A 23,928-nucleotide genomic window follows, 5' to 3' on the forward strand; every position below is an offset into this window, starting at 1 on the left:
CGCGGTGATCTGTCCGTGGCGCCGTCACCTGTCAGGCTCTGACCGTCGGCACCGAACACGGCCTCGACCTGTTCCGGTTCAGCGATACCCCTTCTTTGGAACGACTCCACCGGGGCCACGTCCAGATCGATCCGAAGGGAAGCACCGCGTGAAGCTCACCGCCATCCGCAGCGTTGCCGGAACCCGCGCCGCGCGCGTCGACGACAACGGGCAGGCCGGCCTCGGCTGTGCCGACCTAGAAAAACTCTCGGTCCGGCCGGACCGGCGGGCGTTGGCGGCCTTGGCCACCGCCAGCCGGCCGGCGCTAGAGCTCGTCGAGTTCGCTCCCGCTGTGCCCCGGGCCAGCGAGGCGGTGTGTGTCGGGCTCAACTGTCGCCCCCACATCCTGAAGATGGGCCGTGACCTCCCCGAGCACCCCACCCTGCTCGTCAAGTTCGCTGAGGCACTGCTCGGCGCCGCCGACGACATCGACCTCGCACCCGAGTCCGACGCCGTCGACTCGGAGGCCGAGTCGACCATTGTGGTCGGCGCCACGGTGCATCGCGCCGACGAGCCCCCAACCGCCGACGCGGTCACCAAGCGCGCGGCCGGGGGAGAGGACGCCGCCCTCGCGGAGTGGCTCACCGGTAGAGCCCCCCACGCGCCCGGGCTGGGCCCGTGGCTTTGAGACGGATACGGCCGGCGCGAACGGCCCGTGCGACGGAGGTAGCGACATGAGTGAAGGTGTCACGGCTGGCGGCGGCAGCGACGTCATCGTCGTCGGCGGCGGTATCGGCGGGCTCGCCACCGCCTACGCCCTCGCTAAGGAAGGGCAGCGGGTACGGGTACTGGAGCGGGCCTCCCGGTTCGCCGAGGTCGGGGCCGGGTTGCAGATGGCGCCCAACGCCACCCGCATCCTGCGCGAGTGGGGCATGCTCGATGCCGTGCTCGAAAAAGGGGTGCTGCCCCGCCGGCTGGTGTTCAAAGACGCCCTCGACGGCCGGGAGCTGACCCACCTCGACTTGGGGGAGGAGTTCCAGGCTCGTTACGGCGCGCCCTACGTCGTCCTCCACCGCGGCGATTTGCTCGCCATCCTGGTCGAGGGCTGTCGCGCGGCCGGTGTCGAGCTGGTGCCGGGCACCGACGTCGACGACGTCGAGATCGGGCCGGAGGCGGCCGTGGCCCGCGCCGGCGAGCACGAGTTCAGCGCCGACGTGCTTTTGGCCGCCGATGGTCTGCACTCCTCGCTGCGCGTCAAGCTCACCGACGACGAAGCCGTCTGTTCCGGATACGTCGCCTACCGTGGTGCGTTTCCCGTCGCCGAGCTCGACCGTGAGCTCGACGACCGGGCACTGGAGGAGGTGGTGGTCTACCTGGGGCCGGGCCGCCATCTCGTGCAGTACCCGCTGCGGGGCGGAGAGCTGTTCAATACCGTGGCCGTCTTCGAGTCGCCGTCGTACCACCGTGGCGAGGCCGACTGGGGCGGCCCTGAAGAGTTGGACGAGGTTTTCGCCGGCGCGTGCGACCAAGTGCGCCGCGGTCTGGGATCACTGTGGCGCGACCGCCGGTGGCCGATGTACGACCGCGAGCCCATCTCCAATTGGGTTTCGGGACGGTTCGCCCTCACCGGCGACGCCGCCCATCCGATGTTGCAGTACCTCGCCCAAGGCGCCTGCCAGGCGATCGAGGACGCGCACTGTCTGTCGACGGAGTTAGCCAAGACGGCCAGTGCCGACACGCCGCGCTGGCCCAGCGCCTTGGCGGCCTATGAGCGGGCGCGTACCGAGCGCACCGCCGGCGTGCAGCGCGCGGCGCGGGTGTGGGGCGACATCTGGCACGTCGACGGGCTTGCCCGACTGCTGCGCAACGAACTGTTCACCGACCGCGACCCGGCCGACTTCAAGCACATCGACTGGCTCTACAGCCTCTAGCTCGTCTCGTCGTTTCGCCGGTCCTTCGCCGCGCCACCTCGGCGGCGCGGCGAAGGACCGGCGGTTGTCGTGGCTGGAGCGCGGTTGTGGCGCCGCGATCGACACAGGCGTCCCGCTCCGGTGGGGTGGGAGCGGTTCGTCCTGGGGTTGTCGCCGTGGGTGGGCCGAGCGAGGGGGCGGTGGAGCGTGCCGCGTCCCGGAAGGCGGTCCTTCTCCAGGGCAGTACCGACGCGCGGGAACTCCCCGCCTGTTAGGCGAGCCCGGCCGTTCGTGGGCGCTGCGAGCGGTCACGAACGGCCGGGCGTGCCCGCACGTGGATTCGTTCGCCTTGCGGACCGAAGAGGCTGAGGAACTCCGCGGGCTGTTCCCCGGCGTTGGTGAAGGCGTGGGGGATACGGGTGTCGAACTCGGCGGCTTCGCCGGCGGTGAGGATGAGGTCCCGGTCGCCGAGGGCCAGCCACAGCCGTCCGGAGAGCACGTAGAGCCACTCGTAGCCCTCGTGGGTTTGCTGCTCGGGCCGCACGCCCGCCGGTGGCCGTCCTGCCGGCAGGATTTGCTTGTAGGCGTGTAGCCCACCGAGGTAGCGGGTCAGCGGGATGAAGGTCTGGCCGTGCCGGGTGAAGGGCTGCGGGTGGATGCGGGGGTCGCCGGTGGCCGGCGCGCCCACGAGCTCATCCAGTTGTACCCCGTACGCCTTGGCCAGCGGCAGCAGTAGTTCCAGGGTCGGTTTGCGCTGGCCGGACTCCAGCCGCGACAGCGTGCTCAGCGAGATCCCGGTCGTTTCGCTGAGCTGGGCCAGCGTGGTGTCGCGCGTGCGTCGCAGGGCCCGCAGCCGCGGGCCCACCTCGTCGAGCACCGTCGAGAAGTCGTCATCGGTCATCTCTCTATTTGCTACCCCGGCAAAGAATTTTGTCAAACCGTCTCAGGAGGCCACACCATAGCCTGAGAACGGAAGAAGAATGCGGGGGCCGACATATGGAACAGAAAACCACGAACACCTGTGACGGGGACGAACAGCGCTATGAGGTCGTGGTGGTCGGTGGTGGCGCGGCCGGGCTGGGCGGGGCGCTGACGTTGGGGCGAGCGCGGCGCTCGGTGCTGGTCGTCGACGCTGGGCAGCCGCGCAACGCCCCGGCTGACGGGGTGCACGCCTACCTAGGGCACGAGGGCACACCCCCTGCCGAGCTGCTGCGCATCGGCCGCGAGGAGGTGGCCCACTATGGGGTTACATTCTTGACGGGCACGGTCGTGGCGGTCCACCGCGAGGGTAGCGACGACACCACCGATGCTGAAGGTGGTGGGGACTTCCGGGTCGTCCTCGCCGACGGTGCCACGGTGCGTGCCGCGCGGTTGCTGGTGACTACCGGTCTGGTCGACGAACTGCCCGACGTGCCCGGTGTGGCTGAGCTGTGGGGTACCGATGTGGTGCACTGCCCCTACTGCCACGGCTGGGAGGTACGCGACCAGACGATCGGCGTCTTGGCGACCGGTCCGCTGGCGGTCCACCACGCCCTGCTGTGGCGGCAGTGGAGCAGCGACGTCATCCTTTTCTCCCACACCGCCGGCGACCCCAGCGATGAGGAGCGCGAGCGGCTCGCCGCCCGAGGTATCGCTGTGGTCGAGGGCGAGGTAGCCGCTTTGGAGACCGTTCACGGCCGGCTGTCGGGCCTGCGCCTGCGCGACGATACCCTACTGGCCTGCCAAGCGCTGGCCGTCGCTCCGCGCCTCACCGCCCGCACGGACCTGCTCGCCTCCCTGGGGCTGGAGCCCACCGACCAGGAGATGGGCGGGCACGTGATCGGCAGTCACATCGCCGCCGACGCAATGGGGGCCACCGCCGTCCCCGGCGTGTGGGTGGCCGGCAACGTCGCCGCTGTAAACGACAAGGTCATCAGTGCCGCCGCCGCGGGGGTGCATGCGGGAGCGGCCATCAACGCCGACCTCAACGAGGAGGAGACCCGCCGGGCCGTCGCCATTCATCGCGTGGCCTTGGCGCACGGGTAGGTATAACGCGCGTCGCGGCCGATGGGCAGGCCGTGGCGCACCATCGTGGTCGAGCACGCTCTCCCTGCTCATGCCGGGCGGCCACCACAGTCCCGTCGCGGAGCCTGCCTCGCACGCTGCGGCCGGCGGTGAACAGGGGATGGTGCCGGCGGCACGCGTCGGGCCCCGTGGGGGCCGTCCGATACGCTTCACGACTGCCTTTTGCGCCTGGTCATACCTGCGGTGAGCGTAAAAACAGGCAATCTTCGCATTGTTGCTTATGGGGGAGATTCGGGGCTTAATTCGCTTGCGAAGTGCGAATGTAGTGGCTGGCGATTTCATGTTTCTCAGAGAAGAACCCTTCAAGAGACATGAAAACGGACATAACGGATATGGTGGGCTGGTGTCTCGTGTCCGACTTGGGGGGGGATTTGCGGTCTGGCTTCATCGTGCAGCGAGAGTGATGATTATTACATTTCTAGGTTTTCGGGGTGCTTGGCGTCGAGGAGATAAAAGAATCTCGACTGGCTGCTTTTGAATCTCCCCTTGAGGGGCACGCAGGGGAGAGAGGTTCGCGGCCCTTCTCTCCGGCGCCGTGCCATGGCTATTGTCCAGGTGGCAGCGTTACGGGGTATCTGATGGGAGCGCACTCAACCGGCGGGGCGCGGTGGCGAGAGGGCCGGGGGCGCAGGCCACAGTTCCAGCCCAGCGACCACTGCTGAGCTCGCGGCTGGGGAACAGAGGAATCTACCAGAATCTTCAGCGAAGGAAAAATGTCGCTTTCCGGGCGAAATCGCGGTTAATCAGAAGTCGGCCCAGGTCATCACCAGTCTGCCGACGGGAAAGCAATGCCCCCTGTCGCAGGTGGCGATCCTGACAGCAGCGGTCGACAACCGTAAACGAAAAGTGAGAGCTTATTACTATCGTCACCGGTTTCCCCTCTTGCGCCGTAAGATCCCCCGAAGTAGCCATCGGTCAAAATTTGAAAGTAACCTCCCATGTCTTCAACGCCTTCCCTCTTGGCTGAACCAGGCGCGGGAATCCGTCTCTTCGCCCGTGATCCACTGCTGATGCACTCGCTGGTGGAGCCGCATCCCCACCAGTATTCACTGGTGACGGCGGAGACCTTGGCTCCGTTGGCGTGGGAGGTGTGGACGGCCGTGTGGCCGGGCGCCTCGGTGGCCGAGATCGCGCTCTACCTGGGCCGGCCGGTCGGCGCGGTGCTGGTGGGGCTGCATGAACTTCTCGGGCACCGTTCCTGCGGCGACGACGAATTGGTACGCCTCCTGCCCACCGTTGCTCCTCTCGACCCCGCCGCACCCGCTGTCCTGCGGCGGCTCGCCCACCTCACCTCCCCTCCGATCGAGCTCGGCACCATCACCAGGACGATCCGCTCAGCCAAGGTCGTCGTCGCCGGCGGCCCCACCGCCGACAAAGCTCGATTGCTGGCTACCCTGACCGGTCAACCGGGGGCGAGACTGCCGGTGAGCCTCCCGCTCCCACAACAGGGCGCCACCACGGAGTCGGCGGTGTCCTTCGTGCGTTGCGCCACCGCCCCTGACGAGGCGGTGTTGGCGTTCGCCACCCCCGCCGAGGCCGACGGGGAGCGCTTCATGTGGCACGACCTGGTCCGCGGCGCGCTGGGCGCGATCGTGGCCGTCGACGCCCGCCGCCCACAGGAGGCACTGCCCGCCTTGGCCGCTTGTCGGCGACGCGGAGTGGTCCATGTCCTGGCGGTCACCTCGCCCTCGTTGAACGCGGCCACATCGGCGCGCCTCCGCGCCGACCTGGCCCTTTCCACAGACACCCCGGTGGTCGCAGCCGACCCCGGTGACCACGCCACCCCACTGCGTGTGGTCGAGACGCTAGCTGAGGCAGCGCGACAGCGCTGGGAACACGAACACGCGGAGGACTGAGCGGTAATGAGCAAGCTCCTGATCGTGGGAGCGGAGCGGTCAGGGCCGCGCCTGGCCCGCGGGCCGCTCATCCGCGGCTGCGCGGTGACGGGAGCGACCACGCGGTCCTCCGAGGCGATCCCCGCCTCGACGGTGGACGTGGTGCCGAGAGCGCCCCGCCCCACCACGACATGGCCCGCCGCGGGGGCCGTACCGGCCGCGGCCATGACCCCAGTAGGCAACAAGGAGGTGCAGCGGTGAAGGTGGCGATCGTGGGAGCGGGCCAGTCGGGGTTGATGCTGGCCCACGAGCTGCTCGACGCGGAGGTGGAGGTGGAGCTGTTCACCAACCAGTACCCCGGCGAATTGCGGTTCGGCAACGCCGAGATCACTCAGGTCATGTTCCCCTCCACCCTGGAGGCCGAACAGCAGGTGGGTTTGGACCACTGGTCGGATCGCGCGCCGCGGTTCGGCACCGCCAGCCTGTCAGCCCGCCCGCCCCAGGCCGATCCGGTGGGGTTCGTGGGCGCCCTCCCCGGTCAGGGGACGGCGGTAGATCCGCGCGAGAAGATGGCCGCCTGGCTGGAAAGCTTCGACCAGCGTGGCGGGCGCGTGCACATCCACGCCGTCACCGTCTCCGAACTGGACTGGTACGTCACCGCGGGGCGTTACGACCTCATCATCATCGCGGTGGGAAGCGGTGAACTCGGCGCGCTGTTCCCCTTGGACGCCGGCCAGGAGCAGGCGGCGCATCCACGCGCGATCTGCCAGGTCTACCTGGAAGGGGTGCGTCCCGGGGAGGCGGACTTGCAGGTGGTCACCACTCCCTATGGGGAGATCTTCCAGGTGCCCATCCTCACCGGCCATGGGCCGGCCCACAGCGTGTTCCTCAGCGCACGCCTGGACGGTCCGCTGGACTGCCGCCCCGACCAGGGGCGTCGGGTCGATGCCCACGCTGAACTGATGGCCCGGCTGCGCCAGTTCACCCCCGACCTCTACGAGCAGTGCGCGGCGGCCGAGCTGGTGGACTCGGGGGCGGCCATCCTCACCCGCACTAAACCGGCCCGGCGCCGTCCCGTGGGCTACCTGCCCTCGGGCGGGGTTGTGCTGGGCATGGGCGACACGGTGCGGCCCTTGTGCCCGACCACCGGCCAGGGGTGGGCCGGCTCCACCCGCGCCGCGCTGACCTACCGGGACCACATCCTCGCCCAGGCCAAGGACGGTGGCCCGTTCGACGTCGACTTTATGATCCGCGCCTGTACCGACTACGACACCCACTTCGTGCAACCCGCTAGCGCCTTCGTGCACATGATCGAGAGTTTCTGGTCGGGCCAGCTTTCTGAGGAGGAGCAACAGCGCTTCCACCAGGCCGTGGCCGATCCCGAAGCCGCCAACGCCTGGTTTACCGCCTGGGACAACCCCAGCCTGTTCGTCTCCGCTGACTGACCGGGGCGGGAGTGGCCGCCACCCCTGCGGCGTGAGGCCCCAGGCTCTCCTTCGTCATTTCTGTCCGTTTTGTCATCGATTCCCGTGTCATTAATGGATGATCCCCCCATTGAGATGAGGAACCCCATGTCGTCTCCTCCGGCCTCTTCGCCTCCCGCCGCACCAGAGGGCGCCAACCCAGGTCTCTACACCCGTCTGACGATGCGGTGGCGCTACACGCCGCAAGTGATCTGGTGGCGCCACCCCCGCGTGTGGGGCGTGCCCAACCCCGTGCTGCACACACTGCTGGCCGCCCACGCCGGCCAGGAACACCTGGAAGTGGGCGTGGGCAACGGTTACTTCCCCAGCCGCTTACCCGCCTGGAGCCCGGTGCGCACCCTGCATTTGATGGACGTCAACCCCGCCTGCCTGGCTATCGCCTCCCACACCTTGCGCCGCCGGTTCACGCTGCACAGCCACCACCACAGCGCGCTGACACCGTGGGAAAACCTCGCCGACGACAGCGTGGACTCGATCAACTCCTATATGACCCTGCACGCCATCGAACGCACTGGCATCGGCGACCTGGAACCGCTGGTCGCCGAGGCTCACCGGGTAACCAAGCCCGGCGGATGCTTCTTCGGCGCCACCATCGTCCCCAAGGGCGCCGGTGTGCACCTCAAGCCCAGCGCCGCCCGGCTAATCGAGCAGTACAACGCCGCCGGCGTGTTCTCCAACGCCAACGACTCCGTCGAAGACCTCCATGACCTCTTGGAGGGCCACTTCGCCCACGTCACCACCCGCGCGTTTGGCTGTGTGGCCGTTTGGGAGGCGGTGGTTAGATGACGGTTCCCACAGCTACCCCTGCCCTGGTGGGGATCGGCTGCCGCCTGCCCGGAGACGTGCATGGCCCGGCCGCGTTCTGGGAGTTCCTGGTCGAGGGGCGCGACGCGGTAGCGCCGATGCCTGAGCACCGGTGGAAGGTGATGCGCGACCTGCTGGCCCCCGAGGACCGGCCCGAACAGCCCTGGCGGGCCGGCGCGCTGGCCGACATCGACGGCTTCGACCACGGCTTCTTCGGGATCTCAGCAGAGGAGGCCGCCGTCATCGACGCCCAGCAGCGGCTGCTGCTGGAGGTGGTCGTCGACGCGCTCTACGACGCCGGTATGTCGCTGGAGTCGGTGGCGAGTCGGCGTATCGGCGTCTACGTGGGGGCTGCCGCGCCCGATCACGCCACGTTGGCTTTCGCCGCCGGTGAGCGGCCGGGGATGCTGGCCGCCGGCGGGATCGGCGCGAGTATGCTCAGCGCCCGCGTGGCTCACTGTCTCGACCTGCATGGACCGGCCGTGACCGTCGACACCGCCTGCTCCAGCGCGCTGACCGCCACCCACCAGGCGTGCCGCGATCTCGCCGTCGGCGATGTCGACACCGCGATCGTGGCCGGGGTCAACCTGCTGCAAAACCCGCTGATCACCCGCGCCTTCGTCGACGGTGGGGTGCTCGCACCGGATGGGCGGTGCAAACCCTTCGACGCCGCCGCCGACGGTTACGTGCGTAGCGAGGGTGTGGCCGCCGTCGTCCTCACCCACTGGGGGGAGACTCTCCCCGAGCGCGACCGGGTATACGCGCTGCTGCGCGGTAGCCACATCAACACCGACGGCCACTCCCGAGGTGGACTCTTCGCCCCCAGTAGCCAGGCTCAGGCCGCGCTGCTGCGCGACACCTACGCCGTCTCCGACATCGGTATGGACGAGGTGGACTATGTGGAGGCCCACGGCACCGGCACCCGCGCCGGCGACCGGGTGGAGGCCACGGCCCTGGCCGGGGCGTTCGCCCGCCCGCCCGAGCAGCCGCTGTGGGTGGGTTCGGTCAAATCCAATCTGGGCCATACCGAGTCCGCAGCCGGCCTGGTCGGTCTGATCAAGACAGCGTTGAGCCTCCACCATGGCCGCATCCCGGCCACGCTGCACCACACCCAACCTCGCCCCGCGCTGGCCACTCTGCCGTTGGAGGTGGTCACTGAGGCGCGCCCCTGGCCCGCCCAGGAGCAGCGCGTGGCCGGAGTGTCCAGCTTCGGTTACGGCGGCACCAATGCCCACGCCGTCCTCACCAGCCCGCCCGGGCCGCAACGCTCCTCGGCGGGTGCGGCCACGCCCGAGGCCGAACCCGCCGGGCCGGTGGTGCTGCCGCTGTCCGCTGCCACTGCCCAAGGCGTAGCCGAGACCGCCCAGACGTGGGCCGAGCACCTGGACGAACAGGCCGACCTCGCCGCCACGGCCGCGTTGGCCACCCACGGCCGCGACCACCGCGCTACCCGTGCCGCCGTCATCGCCGACTCGGTGCCCGCCGCACGGGAGGCGCTGACCGCGCTGGCCGCGGGGCGCACACCCCCCGAAGCCGTGGGCCCCCACACCGCTGCCCGGCAGCGGCGGATGGTCTTCGTCTTCCCTGGACAAGGCGGACACGACCCCGCCATGGGCACGCTGCTGGCCCAGCGTTTCCCCGAGTTCGCCGCCACCGTCGAACGGGTGCAGGCCGCCTTGGCCCGCCACGAGGGCCACGAGCCCTGGACGCCGGGCCGGGAACCGCGCGGAGTGGCCGGCGTGCAGCAGGCCACCTTCACCGTTCAGGTGGCCCTGGCCGAGGTGTGGCGCACCCGCGGGGTGATCCCCGAGATGGTGGTGGGCCATTCGCTGGGCGAGGTCGCCGCCGCCCACGTCGCCGGAGTCCTTTCCCTCGACGATGCGGCTCGCCTGGTGTGCGCGCGCAGCGCCGTCCTCGCCGACGCCGCAGCCGAGGGCGGCCTGCTGGCCACCGCCCTGGACCGCGAGCAGGTCACGCAGGTGCTGGCCGAGGTGGGCGGCCAGGTCAGCGTCGCCGCCGACAACGGGCCCGGCCACACCATCCTCACCGGTCCCCACGAGGTGCTGACCACCCTGCGGGATCACCTGGAGGAGCGTGGCGTCTTCGCCCGCTACGTGGCCGAGAGTCCACCCGCCCACAGCCGCTTCCTCGACCCCTACCTGAACGACTTCGCCGCGTCCATAGCCGGTCTGCACCCCCAGGCCGGCCATGTGGGCATGGTCTCCACCGCCACCGCTGAGACGGTCGCCGGCGAGTACCTCGACACCGGATACTGGACCCGCCAGTTGCGCGTACCGGTGCAGTTGCATTCGGCCATTCGCCACCTGGCCGAACAGACCGACAGCGCCTTCGTCGAGATCTCCCCGCGCTCCGTGCTCAGCCACGCCATCGAGGACACCTTGACCCACCACCACCTGCCCGGAGCCACCGTGGCCCCCGGCTCCTCTTCGACCGGTGACGAGCACACTCGCCTCCTGGCCGCCTTCGCCGGCCTCTACACCCGCGGCCACACGCCCGTATGGCCCACCGCTTCCCGGTGGCGCCCCGCCGAGCTACCGCCGCCGCACTGGCACCGCGACACCGGTACCGACGCCACTCCCGCGGCGCCGCTGGCTGACGCGCTGGCCACGGCCGCACCCGAGCAGCGCCGGGCGCTGGTGGTCGAGGCGATCCGCGGCATCGTCGCCGACCTCAGCTCAGTCCCTCTCACCCAGGCCGACTACGACGCCGAACTCACCGCCATCGGACTGGCCTCGCGTGACCTGCTGGTGCTGCGCGCCCAGTTACGCGACCTCCACCCGGCCCTCGCTCAGCTCGACGCCGCCACGATCTACCGCGCCGCCACGATCAACGCCCTCGCCGACACCCTCCTGGAGCTGTTGCCCACTCCTGCCCCCGAGCCGGTCGAGGCCGTCACCTCGTGACCGGGCCTCCTCATTGAGCTGTGCCGTCCCTCGACGCCGGCTGCCCGGCAGCGTCGAGGGACGGCACACGGCCGCGGGCCGGCGCCCTGCTCCCCCTGGTGAGAGCGCCGGCCCGCGTGTACTCCCCTGGAGTTCAGGGGAGTCGCACCCGAACGGGAGCCGCGGGCGAGTCCACCGCTCGCGGATCGGCGGACGCCCCCACGTTGCTGCCGATCCCTAAAGCGCTGTCTCGCTGTGTCGCTTCCGAACGAGCGCGCGCCCAGCCGCGGGCCGAACCCGCGGCCGGTCTGTCCCCGCTGCCTGGGCCACCGCTCACGGATGCGCAGCGGTGGCGTCCTCCGCAGCGGGGCGGGAGCTGAGGGGGCTACCGGCCTCCTGCCGGCAGCCCTCGCCAACGGCAGCCGCCGGGCGCCGGAAGCCAGGGCGCGGGTGCCCCGCTGCCCCTCGACTCCTACGCCCGACACCGACGCGGCCAGCGCGGCTGGCGCGCTGCCGGCGCCAGCCACGGCCACCGGCCCCGCTTGCCGTCCTCGATCAGCGGAACCATCCGGAACGCGGCATCGCTCAACCCGGCGAACAGGTGCCGGTTGCCGTTGCCCGAGGGGCCGTGGCCCCACCGGTACCCCAGCAGGTTCCACGTGTAGACCGGCACTCGCCGCGGCACGGCCCGCGTCGGCTCCTCACCGCCGGCTCCGGCCCACCCCTGCTCGTCAGTGACGATGATCACCCGGTCGTGGCCGCGGTAGTGCCTGCGCACCGCGTCGGCACTGTTCGTGCCGCCGCGCGCGCCCCAGAACCGCTCGGTCACCTTCAGCAGCGCATCCCCCGCGCCCAGTGCCACCCGCTCGCTGCTGGTGTCGAACTGCACCAGGTCGGCCTTCCGGCAGCGCAGCGCCAGCGCGGCACCGAAGATCTGCGCGGCGTCGGAACCGGTCAGTTCGGAGCGCTGCGACAGCGGCGCGCCCATCGAGCCCGACTGGTCGACCAGGACCAGGGTCCGTCCCGCCAGCTCGGGCACGTTGGCCAGCGAGTGGCCCAGCGCCCGTTCCAGCGCGGCGCCCCAGCGTAGGCTGGTCACGGAGCGGTAGGCGGCCAGGAACCGCATCGGCAACTGCCGCGAACGCGCCACCTCGTCAGGGTCGGCGAGCTGGGCGGCCACCGCATCGGCAACCTCGCCCGATACGCCCGCTTGGTCGAAGTTGCGCAGGTTACGCAATTTGGCCATATACCCCATCGACGGCAGCATGGCCTGCCACGCTTGAGCATCCATCGGCCCCTGTAGCCACCCGGCCAGCGCCTCCCACGTCATGCCGGCGCGCGCCAGCGTGTCGGCGGCGTCGGGGCGGCGCAGCACCTCCCGGCGCCGCTGCACCGGTAGCGCCATCAGCTCCGCGCGCGCCCGCAGCGTGGCCAGCTCGCCCGGGATCGGGTTGTCCCGCTGGTGGCGCCGGTCCAGCGTGTGCCGGAACAGCGCCCCCTGGCGCTCGTCGCGCGCGGCGGGGTGGGTGAGGTCGAGCACGTCACCGAAGCGGAAGCCGCGGCTGTCGGTGTCGTATTTCAGCAGCGCACGCTCGGTGTACAGTCGCGTGGCCGCGTCGGCGACACCCCGCTTGACCGGCTTGGGGATGGTCCGACCGTAGCGGCCCACCCAGTAGGCCAGCGCCTCGCCGGGCTCGTCGGGTCGGCGCAGCACCGAGGCGACGAGCTGTCGACTGCGCCCGTGCAGTCCCGCGGCCAGCCGCGCCTTGGCCGCCTCCAGGGCTCCCACTAGAGGCGCCGAGCGCAGGTTGGCCTCCTGGCGCAGCCAGTACAGCAGGTCGGCCAGCCAGTCGACGTCCTCCACCGCCAGCGCAGCGACCAGGGAGCGGAACCGCTCGTCGCGCTCCTCGGCGGCCTCGTAGAAGGTGTGCTCGCCCACCATGTTGGACACCGCCAGCACGAACAGCTCCGAGCGGGCGTCACGCAGGTAGCCCGGCGCGCCCTCGTAGGTGCGTCCGGAGGCGACGGTCTCGCTCATCAGCGGGCCGGGGGCGTGGGGGGCGGCGGTGGGGCGGTTGAACTTGGCCATACGCACACCTCGAAAAACTTGCGGTCAACAAATGGACACCGAGAGTGGGCGTTCGCGACCACGCTGTGCCGCAGTGCCCGAGACCGAGACGGCCACGGAACCGTTAGTGCTCTACCGGGCTGAGCTACACCCCCGTGGTGGGGGTGGCGGGATTCGAACCCGCGGCCTCTCACTTACAAGGTGAAGTATCCGTTGCCTGCGCACCGGGCACTGACTGGCACGTGTTGTCGCGACGCCCCTCCCGAGTCCACGGCGATGACGGTTCCCGTTGCCGCCACGGCGAACCGTGCGACAGTGCCGGAGTCGAACCGGGTGGGTCGCCAGAAGTATCCGTCATCTACGCACCGGGAAGCGCGTGCTCATTAACGTATCGAGGGGGATCGCCCGAAAGCCACTCATTTTTGCCGCGATAGGTCGGCGACGGCGAGGGCTGGTGGCGGCCGGGGTGGCCTGTGGGGTGCGGCTGCGCTGGGGCGGGCTTCACCGGGGGGCGTGTGAGAGTGTCATGGCGAACCTCGCCCCCGAGGGGGCTGCCGAGAGCGCGAAGCGGTCGAGGCACGAGCGAACGAAGGACGTTCTCCCCTCCGCCGCCCCGTGTCGCCGGCCCCGCCACGCAACGCCCCGTGGGCCAACCGCTCCCGTCGCCGCCCCTCCAAGAAGCACCTGGTCGCCACGGGCTACGAGGAGAGATGGCTCATTCCTCTAGGCGCCAGGGCAAGCCGCACAGGTGCCCTTCCCGAGGCCACAGCGTCGGCGGGAGCGGGATCTCGGTAGCACCGAGCGCCGGCGTTCGCGTGCCGGCGACTCCCTGAAATAGAAACGGAGCGAAGGACCCGCCGACTACACACCGGGAAGGGCGAAGGCGACCCTACCCCACATCCGGGAGCGGGCGCCGGCCGATTTTTCGGCCGCTGGAGGATCGCGCGGCGCACACCAGACGGGGGCCGGGCCCGGAGGTTGCTGTGGAGCCCGATACGGTGGCTGATCTTGTCTTGCTCGTCCGCCGTCGCTCGCACCTCGATCGCTTCGCGATCTCGGCAGCCTGGCGTGACCGTCGGCCACTGGTGGGGGCGGGCCGTGCAGAGGCGGTGACCGGATCACCGGTCGGCGTTGTCGGCCAGCCGGTGGAGGACGTCTCGCACGGCGGCGAGTTCGCTGTCGCTGATGGCGGAGCGCAGTTGGCGGTCGAAGGCCACAGCGGCCGAACGCAGCCGGTGGAACGCGGCTTCGCCCTCCGCGGTGAGCGTGATCCGGTGGACCCGCCGGTTGCGGGGGTCGCGTGCCCGGCTGACCAGGCCGTCGCGTTCCATCGCGTTGAGGTGGTGTGTCAGCGTCGCCTCGCGGATCTCCAGCTCTTCGGCGAGTTGGCGCTGCGTACTGTCGGGATTCTTCTTCAGCGACAGCAGGATCAGCCACACCGGCTCCGATCCGCCCGCCTCGGCGAGCGCCTTACCGAAGGCACGGCTGAGCGTCTTGGCCGTGCGCGAGACCAGTAATCCGATTGGTTGCTGTCGTGGTTGCCCCACACCTCCAAGATCAGGCGCCTAATGCTTAGGCGTCTAAGTTTTCCTTCGAGGGGCGGTGATGAGGTGACGCCTCGTCGAGCTGCATTAGGGTGGCGAGCTTCTCGGGGGGTGTTTCTATGGGTTTGTCACGCTGGTGGGTGGGTCGTAGGTGGGGGTTGGTGTGTGTCCGGGGCGGGAGTGTTCTCCGTCCGCTCGTGCCTCGATCGCTGCGCGATCTCGGCAGCCTTGAAGGGGGCGCTGTGTCTTCGAACATCGCTGTTGTGGGGGGTATGCCGGTGGGGTGATGGCTAAGAGTGCGCCGGAAGGCGTCGAGCCGCCCCGCCCCCGTCTGTCCGGTCGCGGTGTGGGTCCCGCTTCTGGTTGCTCTGTCGTGGTGGTGGTCTTGCTCCTGTCTGTCCGGTCGCGGTGGTGGCTCCACGGCGGCCCCAAGCCCCCGTCGTGGCACCCGTTCTCCCTCAGGCACCGACCGCCTCGGGCTGCTGAGATCGCGCAGCGATCGAGGCACGAGCGACGAGAAACCCCGCACGCTCTCCTCAGACCAAAACCACCCCTCCACCACACCCCTTCAAAAGTGGAGTGTTGCAACCACCACTAGAATTCTAGAATTCAAACCCCAAGGCGGTGGGCGTTGAGTGGCTCCTTGCCCCGGGCCAGGGGCTTGAGGCGGATCGGCCCCACCTCGGCCTGGGCGTCGTCGGGTCGATAACCGGCGGCGTCGTGCGCGGACCTCCCCACCCGCACCGGGTCACGGGGCCAACAGCCACTCGATGGCCGACGCGCAGGCGAGCAGTCGGTCGTCGGTGTGTGAGGCTCCCGAGATGGAAAGACCGACTGGAGCACCGGCTGGGGCGGAGCCGGTGGGCAGCGTGAGGCTCGGTAGGTTCAGAAAGCTCGTGATCATGGTGTTGCGCAAGACGCGCCTGTTCTCCCGCTCATAGGTGGCGGGGGAGGCCGTCACGGCGGCCACGCGGGGAGCCACGATCGGCACCGTCGGGTACACCACGACCGTGCGGTGCAGCATCGCGTCGGCTCTGCGGCACAGGCTCTCACGGCGCCCCAACAGTTCGCCGTAGCTCCTTCGTAGCACCGCCTCGCCCTCGGCGAGGCGATCGAGGACGCGAGGATCGACCAGCGACGACTCGGCGCCGTGAACGGTGTGGGCATGCGTGCGGTACGCCTCGGCGGAGACGAGGGCGCCGTGCTCGGCGAACAGGCGCCGCACCTCGTCGAACACGCCCATCGGTCGATGCCGGATACGCACCCCGGCGCGTTCCAGCCGGTCGAGGGCCGCGTTGAAGCCTTCGGCCACCCCGGAGTCGAGATCCTTGGTGAGTGCTCCCGCCGGTACGACCACCTCGACATCGGGCAAGTCCCCTGTCTGTGGGACGGCCGGCGCCCGCCCGCCCAACACGGCCTCAAGCGTGACCGCGTCGGCGACGGTCCGGGTGATCGGGCCGACGCGGTCAAGCGTGGGCGCCAGCGGGAAGACCCCGGTTCGGCTGATCCGCGAAGAGGTGGGGGCGAAGCCGACGACGCCGCACAGCGCCGCCGGCACCCGCACCGACCCCGACGTGTCGGTGCCCACCGCGCACGCCAGTGTTCCTGTGGCCACTGCCACCGCCGAGCCCGATGAGGAGCCGCCGGGCACCGCACCGGCGGCCAGCGGGTTGGCCGGTGTGCCAAACGTCGGGTTCAGGCCCAGGCCCGAATAGGCGAACTCGCTGAGGTTGGTCTTGCCCAGGCACACCATCCCCGCGGCGGTCGCGTTGGCCACGGCGCCCGCGTCGACGGTGGCGGCCGGGGCGCTTCGCCGCGTCGCAGACCCGGCAGTGGTCGGTGTGCCCACGACATCGAACAGGTCCTTCCAGCCGAGGGGGACGCCGTCGAGTGGACCGCGAGGGTGCCCGTGCCGGTGGCGCCGCTGGCTGTGTGCGGCTTCGCTCTCGGCCCGCTGCCGGGTCAGGAGGATGAAGGCGTGACGAGTCGGGGCAGCGGCGGCCTGTTCCAGCGCTTCCGCGCAGTGTTCCACCGCATCCACCCGTCCTGTCGCGATCTGCTCGCCCAATGCCAGAGCGCCGGCGGCCGGCCGCGGTTGTGGAGCCGGCGAGGTGGACGTGTCCGTGATGAGGGAGGAGCGGATCGTGCTGCCGCGTTGGTGGGGAGTGGAGGAGGGCGTCATGAGGCCGTTCCCGAGCGGTCGGCGGCAGTCTCGGCTGACGGGTCGACTTCGGTGTGGCCGGTGGTGACCCCCAGTCGGCGCAGTCCCCTGTCGAATACCGGCACCGCGAGGAAGGTGACGACGATGCCCTGCACCGGCGGCAGCCCGATCGACAGCGCGTCGGTGACCCAGGCGACGGCCGTTCCCAACACGTAGGCGCCGACACAGCTCCAGCGAAAGGCCGCGAAACGGGTCTGGGACAGGGCCGGCAGTCGGCCTCGCCACACGAATACGTAGTCGCCGATGATGGCGCCGCCCAGCGGCGGGATCAGCACACCCAGCAGCACCAGGTACTGCGGCAGGGCCTCGTAGATGCCCGACAGCGCCAGGATCACGGCGATGACGACACCGCCAATGACGAAGGGTCGCCTGCTGTCGACGTTGAACATCTCCGCGCCGGCGACCCCGAATGCGTAGGCGGCGTTGTCCTGCGTGGTCCACACGTTGAACACCAGCAGCGCCACCCCGGCCACGGTGAGGTTGAGCTGGAACAGCACGGCGACGAAGTCGCTCTCCTGAAACGCCAGCGCCCCGATCGCTCCGAAGACCAGCATCATCAGGTTGGCCAGGAAGAACACAGCGAATGTGACGACGAACGCCTGTCGGGGCAGCCGGGCGAAGCGGGTCCAGTTCGGTGTCTGCGTTCCACCGCTGACGAAAGTCCCCACCACGATCGTCACGGCGGTCGCCCAGGGCAGTGACTCCGTGGGGGCGGCGGCCAACCCGCCGAGCCCGCCCACCTCGCCGATCGCGGCGACGACGACCCAGCACATGAGGGCCAGCATCAGCGGAACCGAGACGGCGCTGAGCACCTCCATGCCGCGGTAGCCGTAGTAGGCGGTGACACCGGTCAGGACGGCCGCGATCACGATGACCAGCCACGTGTGGTCCCGCCAGCCGAGCGCCCCCGTCAACAGGTCGGCGAGGAAGGCCGCGGTCACCGCGTACCAGGCCACCTGGGTGCCGCCCAGGAGCAGCCCGGCCCATTTGGCTCCCACGTTCCCCAACGTGTAGCGGGCCAGCAGCACGGTGGTGAGACCGGTTCGGGCGCCGATCGCCCCCAGCGTCGCGACGTAGGTGCCCAGGATCAGACTGCCGACCACGAGGACGGTCAGCAGGTCGCCTAGCTGGAACGCCGTTCCCAGGCGTGCGCCCGAGAGCATGGTCGGTGTGAAGAACACGAAACCGAGGAGGACGACCAGCAGCGACAGCGGGCCTCGCCGCGCTTTCGCGGGCACCTCGGTGAGGGGATAGTCGTCGGCGGCGACGCTTTCGGCCGCGCGACCGCGCTGGGTGTGTGGTTCAGGCATGGTCTCTCCCGATGATCCACGTTTCCGGTGAGTGATGTGTACTACACCGGACCACACGCCCTTTGGCCGCGATATGGACAGATCTCTAGTGCAGTCAAGTTAAAGCTGGATATTCTCACAACATGCTGACCATGAGATCCCTGGTGGAGGTCGACGCGCTTGGCTTGCGGGTGCTCGTGGCGGGAGACCCACGGCTCCTGGACGCTCCGCTGCTGTGGGTGCACAACACCGAGCTGTTGGACCCGTCCGGGTATCTGCGTGAGCGCGAGCTCGTGCTCACCAACGGTCTGTGGCACGAGGAGGGCAACGCTGCGGCCTTCGTCGCCAACGTCGTCCGCGCGGGAGGCGCGGGAATCGTCTACGGCCTGCGCGATGTCACCCCTGAATCCCCACGGGAGCTAGTCGAGGCATGCGAGGGTGCCGGGCTCCCGCTGCTGGAGCTGCCGATCGAGGTGCCGTTCACCCATGTCACCCAGGCAGCCGCCGCCGAGTTGGCAGAACGCCGCCAGGAAGGGCTGGCCGGCATGGTGCGGCGCGGCAACGCCTTGGCAGAAGCGATCTCCGGAGGCTCGGGAGCCTCCGGAGTGCTACAGCTCCTTCGCAGCGACCACGAGCTCCCCCTCGCCGTCGTCGACCGCACCGGTCGCGTGCTGGCCGCCGCGGGTACCTCGCTGACAGCCGAGGCCGCGGCCCGTGTCGCCGACGGGCTCAGGCGCCACCCGCCTCCCCTGGAGATCGAGCTGGGTGAGCAGGGCAGCGCCGCGGTCTTTCTCATCATGGTCCTCAACAAGGTGGACGCGGCGCTGCTGTGCCTGCGCCCCCTGGAACTGCTGCGCCCGACCGAGCGCGAGGGGCTGACCCAGGCGGCTCACTACCTCAGCCTTGAAGTCGCCAGAACCCAACTGGCCGAGGCCGTCGAAGCCCGCTTCGCCGGCGAACTCCTGGAGATGATCCTCTCCGGCAGCCAGGTGGCCGCGGAGGTGCCGTCGCGGCTCCAGGCGTTCGGTATCGATCCGCAAAGCCCGATGATCGTCGCGGTCGCGGCCTTCGCCGGTGGGGAGACTCCGGTCAGCGCCGAGTTGGCGGCTGCCATGGGTGACTTCTTCCCTACCGAGGGGGTGGCCGCGGTCGTGGCCAACGGCAGCCGCGACGTGGTCGCGATCTTCCCGTGGAGGCGCTCTGCGGACAGTGCGCTGCATCTGGTGCGCCGAATGCTCGATCAGGTGCGGCGACGGCTCCAAGGAACCCGCGTCGTGGTGGGGGTGAGCGGACCCGCGCTGGGCAGCCGGCAGCTCCGGCGCCCGTTGCGCGAGGCTCGGGAGGCGTGCCGAGTGCTCCGCCGGCGCCCGGGCACCTCCCCGGTGGCGTGGTTCAGCCAACTCGGAACCTACCAACTGCTGCTCAGCACGGCGGATCGCGAGACGCTGCGCAGGCTCAGCGAGGGGGTCCTCGCGCCGGTACGCGACTACGACGCCCGGCAGGGTGTCCAGGTGGAAGCCACGGTCAGGTCGTTCATCGACCATGACGCCCACCTGGCGTCGACCGCCGCCGATCTCTACATCCACGTCAACACGCTGCGCAACCGGCTGGCCAAGTTCGCTGAGCTCACCGGACACGACGTGCGTACGACCGAAGGACGGGTCGAGGTCTTCCTCGCGTTCGAAGCGGAGGCAACGGTGCGCGTCGCCGGCTGAGCTGAACGACGGAGGCGGCACCGAGAACCCGATTGGACGATCCGCCAATCAGAAAGCCCTTCTCCTGTAGGGATCTCCATCGTGGCCCCGATCGATTCCGTGGTGTGCTGCTGCCATGACGTCGAAAGCAGCGACCAACCATGTCGCGGTGCCCGCTCGTCAAGCGCGCGCGGTCGCCGTCACGGCGGGGGAGTGTGTGCGGGTCATCGACACGAAGGGGCGGCAGGTCGGTGACCTGTTCGCCTTCACCCGTGCCGACCCCCGCGAGTACCTCAGCGCCGCCCACACCCGAGCGCACGTCGGCCGCCTGTTCCCCGCCATCGGCGAGGAGTTCGTCACCAATCACCGGCGTCCGCTGCTGACTCTGGTCGACGACACCTCGCCCGGCCGCCACGACATGCTCATCGCCGCCTGCGACCCGGCGCGCTACCGGGCGCTTGGAGTATCGGGCTGGCACGCCTCGTGCGCGGAGAACCTGCGCAGCGCCGCTTCGGCTCTCGGCGTCGACATCGAGGACACGCCGCAGCCCGTGAACCTCTTCATGAACATCCCGGTCACCGACACCGGCGATCTCACCTGGGACCCCGCGCGGACCGTGCCCGGCGACAGCGTGACGTTGCGAGCCGAGCGCGACTGCTTCGTTGTGGTCTCGGCGTGCCCGCAGGACCTGATCGACATCAACAGCGGTGTTCCCACCTGCCTTGAGATCGAAGTTTCAGCCGAACCGACCGGCCAACCGTGGAAGAAGGAAGGCAACCCCGCATGACGCTCGCCTCCCACCCGGCGCTCGCCCCCGCTGCCCTCGGAACCGTCCCGTTGCGCAACCGGCTGGCGGTGGCCCCGATGACCCGGGTATCCGCTACGCGCACGGGCGTGCCCACCGAACGGATGGCCGACTACTACGAACGGTTCGCCCAGGGGCGGTTCGGCCTCGTCATCACCGAAGGCACCTACACCGACACCGACTACAGTCAGGGCTACATCAACCAGCCAGGGCTGGTCAGCGCCGACCACGTCGCAGGGTGGCGCCCCATCGTCTCCCGGGTTCGCGACTGGGGGAGCCGGATCGTGGCCCAGCTCATGCACGCCGGCGCGCTGTCGCAGGGAAACGAGTACCGCGACGAGACGGCGGGACCCTCCCCGGTCACGCCGCAGGGCGAGAAGATGGCCGAATACGGCGGCAGCGGGCCGTGGCCGACTCCCCGGCAACTGCGTCCCGCCGAGATCGACGACGTCGTCAACGGGTTCGTGACCGCAGCGCGTAACGCTCACGACGCCGGCTTCGACGGCGTGGAGATCCACGCGGCCAACGGTTATCTGCTCGACCAGTTCCTCACCGACTACACCAACCGGCGCACGGACGCCTACGGCGGTCCGATAGCCAACCGGGTCAGGCTCACCGCCGAGGTGGTCGCCGCTGTCAGGGCCGCCCTCCCATCCTCTTTCCTCGTCGGGGTCAGACTGTCGCAGACGAAGGTCAACGACTTCGTCTACCGTTGGCCCGGTGGAGCGCGAGACGCTGAGATCATCTTCGACGCGCTAGTCGCAGCCGGAGCGGCCTACCTCCACGTAGCCAGCGAGGGGCGCGCCTGGATCGAGACCGCGCGGCTGGACAGCGGAGAGACCATAACCGCGCTGGCGCGCCGGCGCGGAGGCGTTCCCGTGATCGCCAACGGGGGGATGCACGATGTTGAGCAAGCCGCAACCGTTGTGGCGGAGGGCCACGCCGACATTCTCTCCGTCGGCCGCGGCGCCCTGGCCAACCCGGACCTGCCATGCAGGATCGCCGCGGGTGAGCCCCTGGCCAAGTTCGACCCCACGATCCTGGAGCCAATGGCGACCTTGGAGAACGCCGCTCGTTGGGAGCGGGAGAGCGCAACGGAGGGCAGGCATTGAGTGATGTATGGAACCGTGGGGCTGCGGCGGTGGCCACGCTGACCTTCGACGTGGACGCCGAGTCGGCCATCCTGGCCCGCGGCGGCACGTACGCGGACCATGCCATGACCATGTCCCACCAGGCATACGGTCCCGACGTAGGGGTACCTCGCCTGCTCGACCTCCTCGACGAGTTCGACATTCCGGCCACGTTTTTTGTTCCTGGCTGGGTCGCCCAGCAGCGGCCGGGACTGGCGGCGCGCATCGTTGAACGGGGGCACGAGGTCGCCCACCACTCCTACAGCCACCGCCCGCCCACCACCATGTCCGAAGCCGAGGAACAAGCCGACTTTGAGCGCGCGCTGGACGTGTTCGCCGCCCAGGACATCGAGATCCTGGGGCACCGCGCGGCCCTGTGGGAGGCCACAGCGCACACCCTCGACCTGGTGGCCCAGCACAGCCTGCTCTACGACTCGTCCCTGATGGGTGACGACCGGCCCTATCGGGTCGCCACCGCGAACCGCGGCGAGATCGCCGAACTTCCCGTCCACTGGTCGCTCGACGACTGGGAGCAGTACGCTTTCCTGCCCGACCCGCACGTCGGCTCGGTGATCGAATCGCCGGCCAAGGTGCTCGACATGTGGTGCGCCGAGTTGGACGCCATGCGCCACTACCGGTGCCTGTTCAACCTGACCTGCCACCCTTTCCTGTCCGGCCGCCCCTCGCGAGCGATGGCCCTGCGCCGCCTGATCGAGTTCGCCCTACAGCGCGGCGATGTCACCTTCGCCCGGTGCGGCGACGTGGCCCGCTGGGCGATGGACACCCCCGAGCTACCGGTCCGCGGGCTCACGCCGCCGCCGACACTGCACTTCGCCTGAAACCGACCCTGGGCTGTCGCGTCGGCACAGCTCACGCGACAGCGGGGAAGGAGAGGGCGATTCCCGGTTCGGGGCCGGCCACCGGCTGGTCTCGGCGGAGTCCGTGGGGGCGGCAGCAGCCCGACCTCCGGCTCCTCGGGAAGGGACGCCTCAGCACCCACCGCATTGGCAGGCGCAGCGGATGGGAGCAAAGGCGGACCCGGTCGAACCGGGAACGGTCGTGGTGGGACACTCCCACCACGACCGAGGTGTCGCGGGCGGGAGACCACTGCTGGCGAGTGTGGCGGAAGGCTCACCTCTTCGCACGCAACGGCCCCGAACAGCCTGGGGGCAAGCCCTGGTGAGCCGCGCTGTCGGCCCCGAAACCCCCAGAGCGGACCGTCAGCGCCCCACGGTGCCGACGCGGTCATGGGCGCCGTCGAGGTGGGGCAGGTCGTGGCCGAGGCGGTCGCGCTTGGCCGTCAGGTAGGCGATGTTGTGGTCGGTGGCCGCCACGAGCAGCGGCACCCGGGAGGCCACCGCGATCCCGCGCGACTCCAGCGAGCGGATCTTGTCGTCGTTGTTGGACATCAGCCGCACCGACCGCACTCCCAGGTACTTCAGCATGTCAGCCGCCGGAGTGAAGTCGCGGCTGTCCACGGGCAGTCCCAGCGCCGTGGCGGAGTCGACCGTGTCCATCCCGCCCTCGTCCTGTAGTACGTGCGTGCGCGTCTTGGCGACCAGCCCGATCCCGCGCCCCTCGTGGCCGCGCAAGTACACGAGCACTCCGCTGCCCTCGGCGGCGATCGCCTCCAGCGCCGTGTGGAGCTGCTCGCCGCACTCGCAGCGCCTCGCGGCGAAGATGTCACCCGTCACGCACTCGGAGTGCACCCGCACGAGTACGTCCTCGCGCCCTCTCGTCTCGCCCAAGACGAGGGCGATGTGCTCGTCACCTCGTCCCGAGTCGCGAAACGCGATGCTGCGAAACGTCCCGAACCGGGTTACCAGGTCGCTTTCGGCGATGTCGTCGCCGTCGATGGCGTGCTCGTGCATATATCTCTCCTCAGTGCTTCCCGACGTGAAGCGCTCTGCCGGGGCCGCGCAGCGTGCCGCCGGTGCCGGCGCACATCCATCGCGCTGGTCGTCTTCGACGCCATCTAGGGCCCTCTGCCCAGATAACGGCTGTTTCGCGAGGACGGTTCACTGCTTTTTTGCCAAACGCAGCGGCCCTCGCGGGAGGGAGGGGGCGCACTCCGTCGTGCCAGCCCGCGGGGCTCCCGTGGGCATCTGGGGTTTATCGGTTTCTGGGTGCCCGCCGGTTGGACACGGCCATGGCCGTCCCACGAGAACATCACGAGGCGTTCCCTGGCGGCGGTGGTT

Annotated in this window: 18 protein-coding genes; 12 read left to right on the top strand and 6 right to left on the bottom strand. The window is 69.8% G+C overall.

Annotated features, from left to right (window positions below; genetic code table 11):
* Nucleotides 1-148: 148 nt before the first annotated feature.
* Nucleotides 149-667 (top strand): fumarylacetoacetate hydrolase family protein, encoded by a 519-nt coding sequence (locus tag ABD848_RS14170; protein WP_344971915.1) that lies wholly within the window; start codon nt 149-151, stop codon nt 665-667.
* Nucleotides 668-713: 46 nt separating this feature from the next.
* Complete coding sequence (locus ABD848_RS14175) at nt 714-1,910, top strand: FAD-dependent oxidoreductase (protein WP_344971917.1); 1,197 nt, start codon at nt 714-716, stop codon at nt 1,908-1,910.
* A gap of 250 nt (nt 1,911-2,160) precedes the next feature.
* Here ABD848_RS14175 and ABD848_RS14180 read toward each other — a convergent pair whose 3' ends face one another.
* Nucleotides 2,161-2,790 (bottom strand): helix-turn-helix domain-containing protein, encoded by a 630-nt coding sequence (locus tag ABD848_RS14180; RefSeq protein ID WP_344971919.1) that lies wholly within the window; start codon nt 2,788-2,790, stop codon nt 2,161-2,163.
* A gap of 95 nt (nt 2,791-2,885) precedes the next feature.
* Here ABD848_RS14180 and ABD848_RS14185 point away from each other — a divergent pair, with 95 nt between their 5' ends.
* The 6 genes from ABD848_RS14185 (at nt 2,886) to ABD848_RS14210 (ending at nt 11,000) form a co-directional block, all read left to right on the top strand.
* Nucleotides 2,886-3,914 carry an NAD(P)/FAD-dependent oxidoreductase gene (locus ABD848_RS14185; protein ID WP_344971921.1) on the top strand — a complete coding sequence of 343 codons (1,029 nt, stop codon included), beginning with the start codon at nt 2,886-2,888 and terminating at the stop codon, nt 3,912-3,914.
* Nucleotides 3,915-4,912: 998 nt separating this feature from the next.
* On the top strand, nt 4,913-5,809 hold the full coding sequence (locus ABD848_RS14190; protein WP_344971923.1) for a hypothetical protein: 897 nt from the start codon (nt 4,913-4,915) through the stop codon (nt 5,807-5,809).
* A 6-nt stretch (nt 5,810-5,815) separates the two neighbouring features.
* Complete coding sequence (locus tag ABD848_RS14195; protein WP_344971925.1) at nt 5,816-6,049, top strand: hypothetical protein; 234 nt, start codon at nt 5,816-5,818, stop codon at nt 6,047-6,049.
* A complete protein-coding gene (locus ABD848_RS14200) occupies nt 6,046-7,233 on the top strand; it encodes a styrene monooxygenase/indole monooxygenase family protein (RefSeq protein ID WP_344971927.1) in 1,188 nt (395 codons plus the stop codon). Before ABD848_RS14195 ends, ABD848_RS14200 begins: the two co-directional genes overlap by 4 nt.
* A gap of 126 nt (nt 7,234-7,359) precedes the next feature.
* The gene (locus ABD848_RS14205; RefSeq protein WP_344971929.1) at nt 7,360-8,058 is read left to right on the top strand and encodes a class I SAM-dependent methyltransferase; all 699 of its coding nucleotides are present in this window, start codon (nt 7,360-7,362) and stop codon (nt 8,056-8,058) included.
* Nucleotides 8,055-11,000, top strand: a complete 2,946-nt coding sequence (locus tag ABD848_RS14210; protein WP_344971931.1) for a type I polyketide synthase — start codon at nt 8,055-8,057, stop codon at nt 10,998-11,000. Before ABD848_RS14205 ends, ABD848_RS14210 begins: the two co-directional genes overlap by 4 nt.
* Nucleotides 11,001-11,451: 451 nt before the next feature.
* Here the strand turns inward: ABD848_RS14210 and ABD848_RS14215 are convergent, their stop codons facing one another.
* The 4 genes from ABD848_RS14215 to codB all read right to left on the bottom strand — a co-directional run bounded on the left by ABD848_RS14215 (nt 11,452) and on the right by codB (nt 18,122).
* The gene (locus ABD848_RS14215; RefSeq protein WP_344971933.1) at nt 11,452-13,068 is read right to left on the bottom strand and encodes a TROVE domain-containing protein; all 1,617 of its coding nucleotides are present in this window, start codon (nt 13,066-13,068) and stop codon (nt 11,452-11,454) included.
* Between the two features lie 1,097 nt (nt 13,069-14,165).
* On the bottom strand, nt 14,166-14,594 hold the full coding sequence (locus ABD848_RS14220; protein ID WP_344971936.1) for a MarR family winged helix-turn-helix transcriptional regulator: 429 nt from the start codon (nt 14,592-14,594) through the stop codon (nt 14,166-14,168).
* A 745-nt stretch (nt 14,595-15,339) separates the two neighbouring features.
* Nucleotides 15,340-16,773 (bottom strand): amidase family protein, encoded by a 1,434-nt coding sequence (locus ABD848_RS14225; protein ID WP_344971938.1) that lies wholly within the window; start codon nt 16,771-16,773, stop codon nt 15,340-15,342.
* A complete protein-coding gene (codB, locus tag ABD848_RS14230) occupies nt 16,770-18,122 on the bottom strand; it encodes a cytosine permease (RefSeq protein WP_344971940.1) in 1,353 nt (450 codons plus the stop codon). The genes ABD848_RS14225 and codB overlap by 4 nt, the downstream gene beginning before the upstream one ends.
* Nucleotides 18,123-18,244: 122 nt before the next feature.
* Here codB and ABD848_RS14235 point away from each other — a divergent pair, with 122 nt between their 5' ends.
* The 4 genes from ABD848_RS14235 (at nt 18,245) to ABD848_RS14250 (ending at nt 22,569) form a co-directional block, all read left to right on the top strand.
* Entirely contained in the window at nt 18,245-19,816 is a 1,572-nt protein-coding gene (locus tag ABD848_RS14235; protein WP_344971942.1) for a PucR family transcriptional regulator, read from the top strand.
* A gap of 115 nt (nt 19,817-19,931) precedes the next feature.
* The gene (locus ABD848_RS14240) at nt 19,932-20,582 is read left to right on the top strand and encodes an urea carboxylase-associated family protein (protein ID WP_344971944.1); all 651 of its coding nucleotides are present in this window, start codon (nt 19,932-19,934) and stop codon (nt 20,580-20,582) included.
* Nucleotides 20,579-21,712 carry an NADH:flavin oxidoreductase gene (locus ABD848_RS14245; protein WP_344971946.1) on the top strand — a complete coding sequence of 378 codons (1,134 nt, stop codon included), beginning with the start codon at nt 20,579-20,581 and terminating at the stop codon, nt 21,710-21,712. The genes ABD848_RS14240 and ABD848_RS14245 overlap by 4 nt, the downstream gene beginning before the upstream one ends.
* Nucleotides 21,709-22,569: a polysaccharide deacetylase family protein gene (locus ABD848_RS14250; RefSeq protein ID WP_344971950.1), complete on the top strand. Its 861-nt coding sequence runs from the start codon at nt 21,709-21,711 to the stop codon at nt 22,567-22,569. Before ABD848_RS14245 ends, ABD848_RS14250 begins: the two co-directional genes overlap by 4 nt.
* A gap of 381 nt (nt 22,570-22,950) precedes the next feature.
* On the opposite strand, the gene ribA is transcribed toward ABD848_RS14250, so the two are convergent.
* On the bottom strand, nt 22,951-23,601 hold the full coding sequence (ribA, locus tag ABD848_RS14255; RefSeq protein ID WP_344971952.1) for a GTP cyclohydrolase II: 651 nt from the start codon (nt 23,599-23,601) through the stop codon (nt 22,951-22,953).
* Nucleotides 23,602-23,928: the final 327 nt, after the last annotated feature.

It is taken from the genome of Salinactinospora qingdaonensis, from assembly GCF_039539445.1.
GTDB lineage: Bacteria > Actinomycetota > Actinomycetes > Streptosporangiales > Streptosporangiaceae > Salinactinospora > Salinactinospora qingdaonensis.

Bases quoted from the DNA above. Each gene is read 5' to 3' on its own strand.
- ABD848_RS14175 (WP_344971917.1), top strand. From the start codon at position 714: ATGAGTGAAGGTGTCACGGCTGGCGGCGGCAGCGACGTCATCGTCGTC.
- ABD848_RS14180 (WP_344971919.1), bottom strand. From the start codon at position 2,790: ATGACCGATGACGACTTCTCGACGGTGCTCGACGAGGTGGGCCCGCGG.
- ABD848_RS14185 (WP_344971921.1), top strand. From the start codon at position 2,886: ATGGAACAGAAAACCACGAACACCTGTGACGGGGACGAACAGCGCTAT.
- ABD848_RS14195 (WP_344971925.1), top strand. From the start codon at position 5,816: ATGAGCAAGCTCCTGATCGTGGGAGCGGAGCGGTCAGGGCCGCGCCTG.
- ABD848_RS14205 (WP_344971929.1), top strand. From the start codon at position 7,360: ATGTCGTCTCCTCCGGCCTCTTCGCCTCCCGCCGCACCAGAGGGCGCC.
- ABD848_RS14210 (WP_344971931.1), top strand. From the start codon at position 8,055: ATGACGGTTCCCACAGCTACCCCTGCCCTGGTGGGGATCGGCTGCCGC.
- ABD848_RS14215 (WP_344971933.1), bottom strand. From the start codon at position 13,068: ATGGCCAAGTTCAACCGCCCCACCGCCGCCCCCCACGCCCCCGGCCCG.
- ABD848_RS14225 (WP_344971938.1), bottom strand. From the start codon at position 16,773: ATGACGCCCTCCTCCACTCCCCACCAACGCGGCAGCACGATCCGCTCC.
- codB (WP_344971940.1), bottom strand. From the start codon at position 18,122: ATGCCTGAACCACACACCCAGCGCGGTCGCGCGGCCGAAAGCGTCGCC.
- ABD848_RS14235 (WP_344971942.1), top strand. From the start codon at position 18,245: ATGCTGACCATGAGATCCCTGGTGGAGGTCGACGCGCTTGGCTTGCGG.
- ABD848_RS14240 (WP_344971944.1), top strand. From the start codon at position 19,932: ATGACGTCGAAAGCAGCGACCAACCATGTCGCGGTGCCCGCTCGTCAA.
- ABD848_RS14245 (WP_344971946.1), top strand. From the start codon at position 20,579: ATGACGCTCGCCTCCCACCCGGCGCTCGCCCCCGCTGCCCTCGGAACC.
- ribA (WP_344971952.1), bottom strand. From the start codon at position 23,601: ATGCACGAGCACGCCATCGACGGCGACGACATCGCCGAAAGCGACCTG.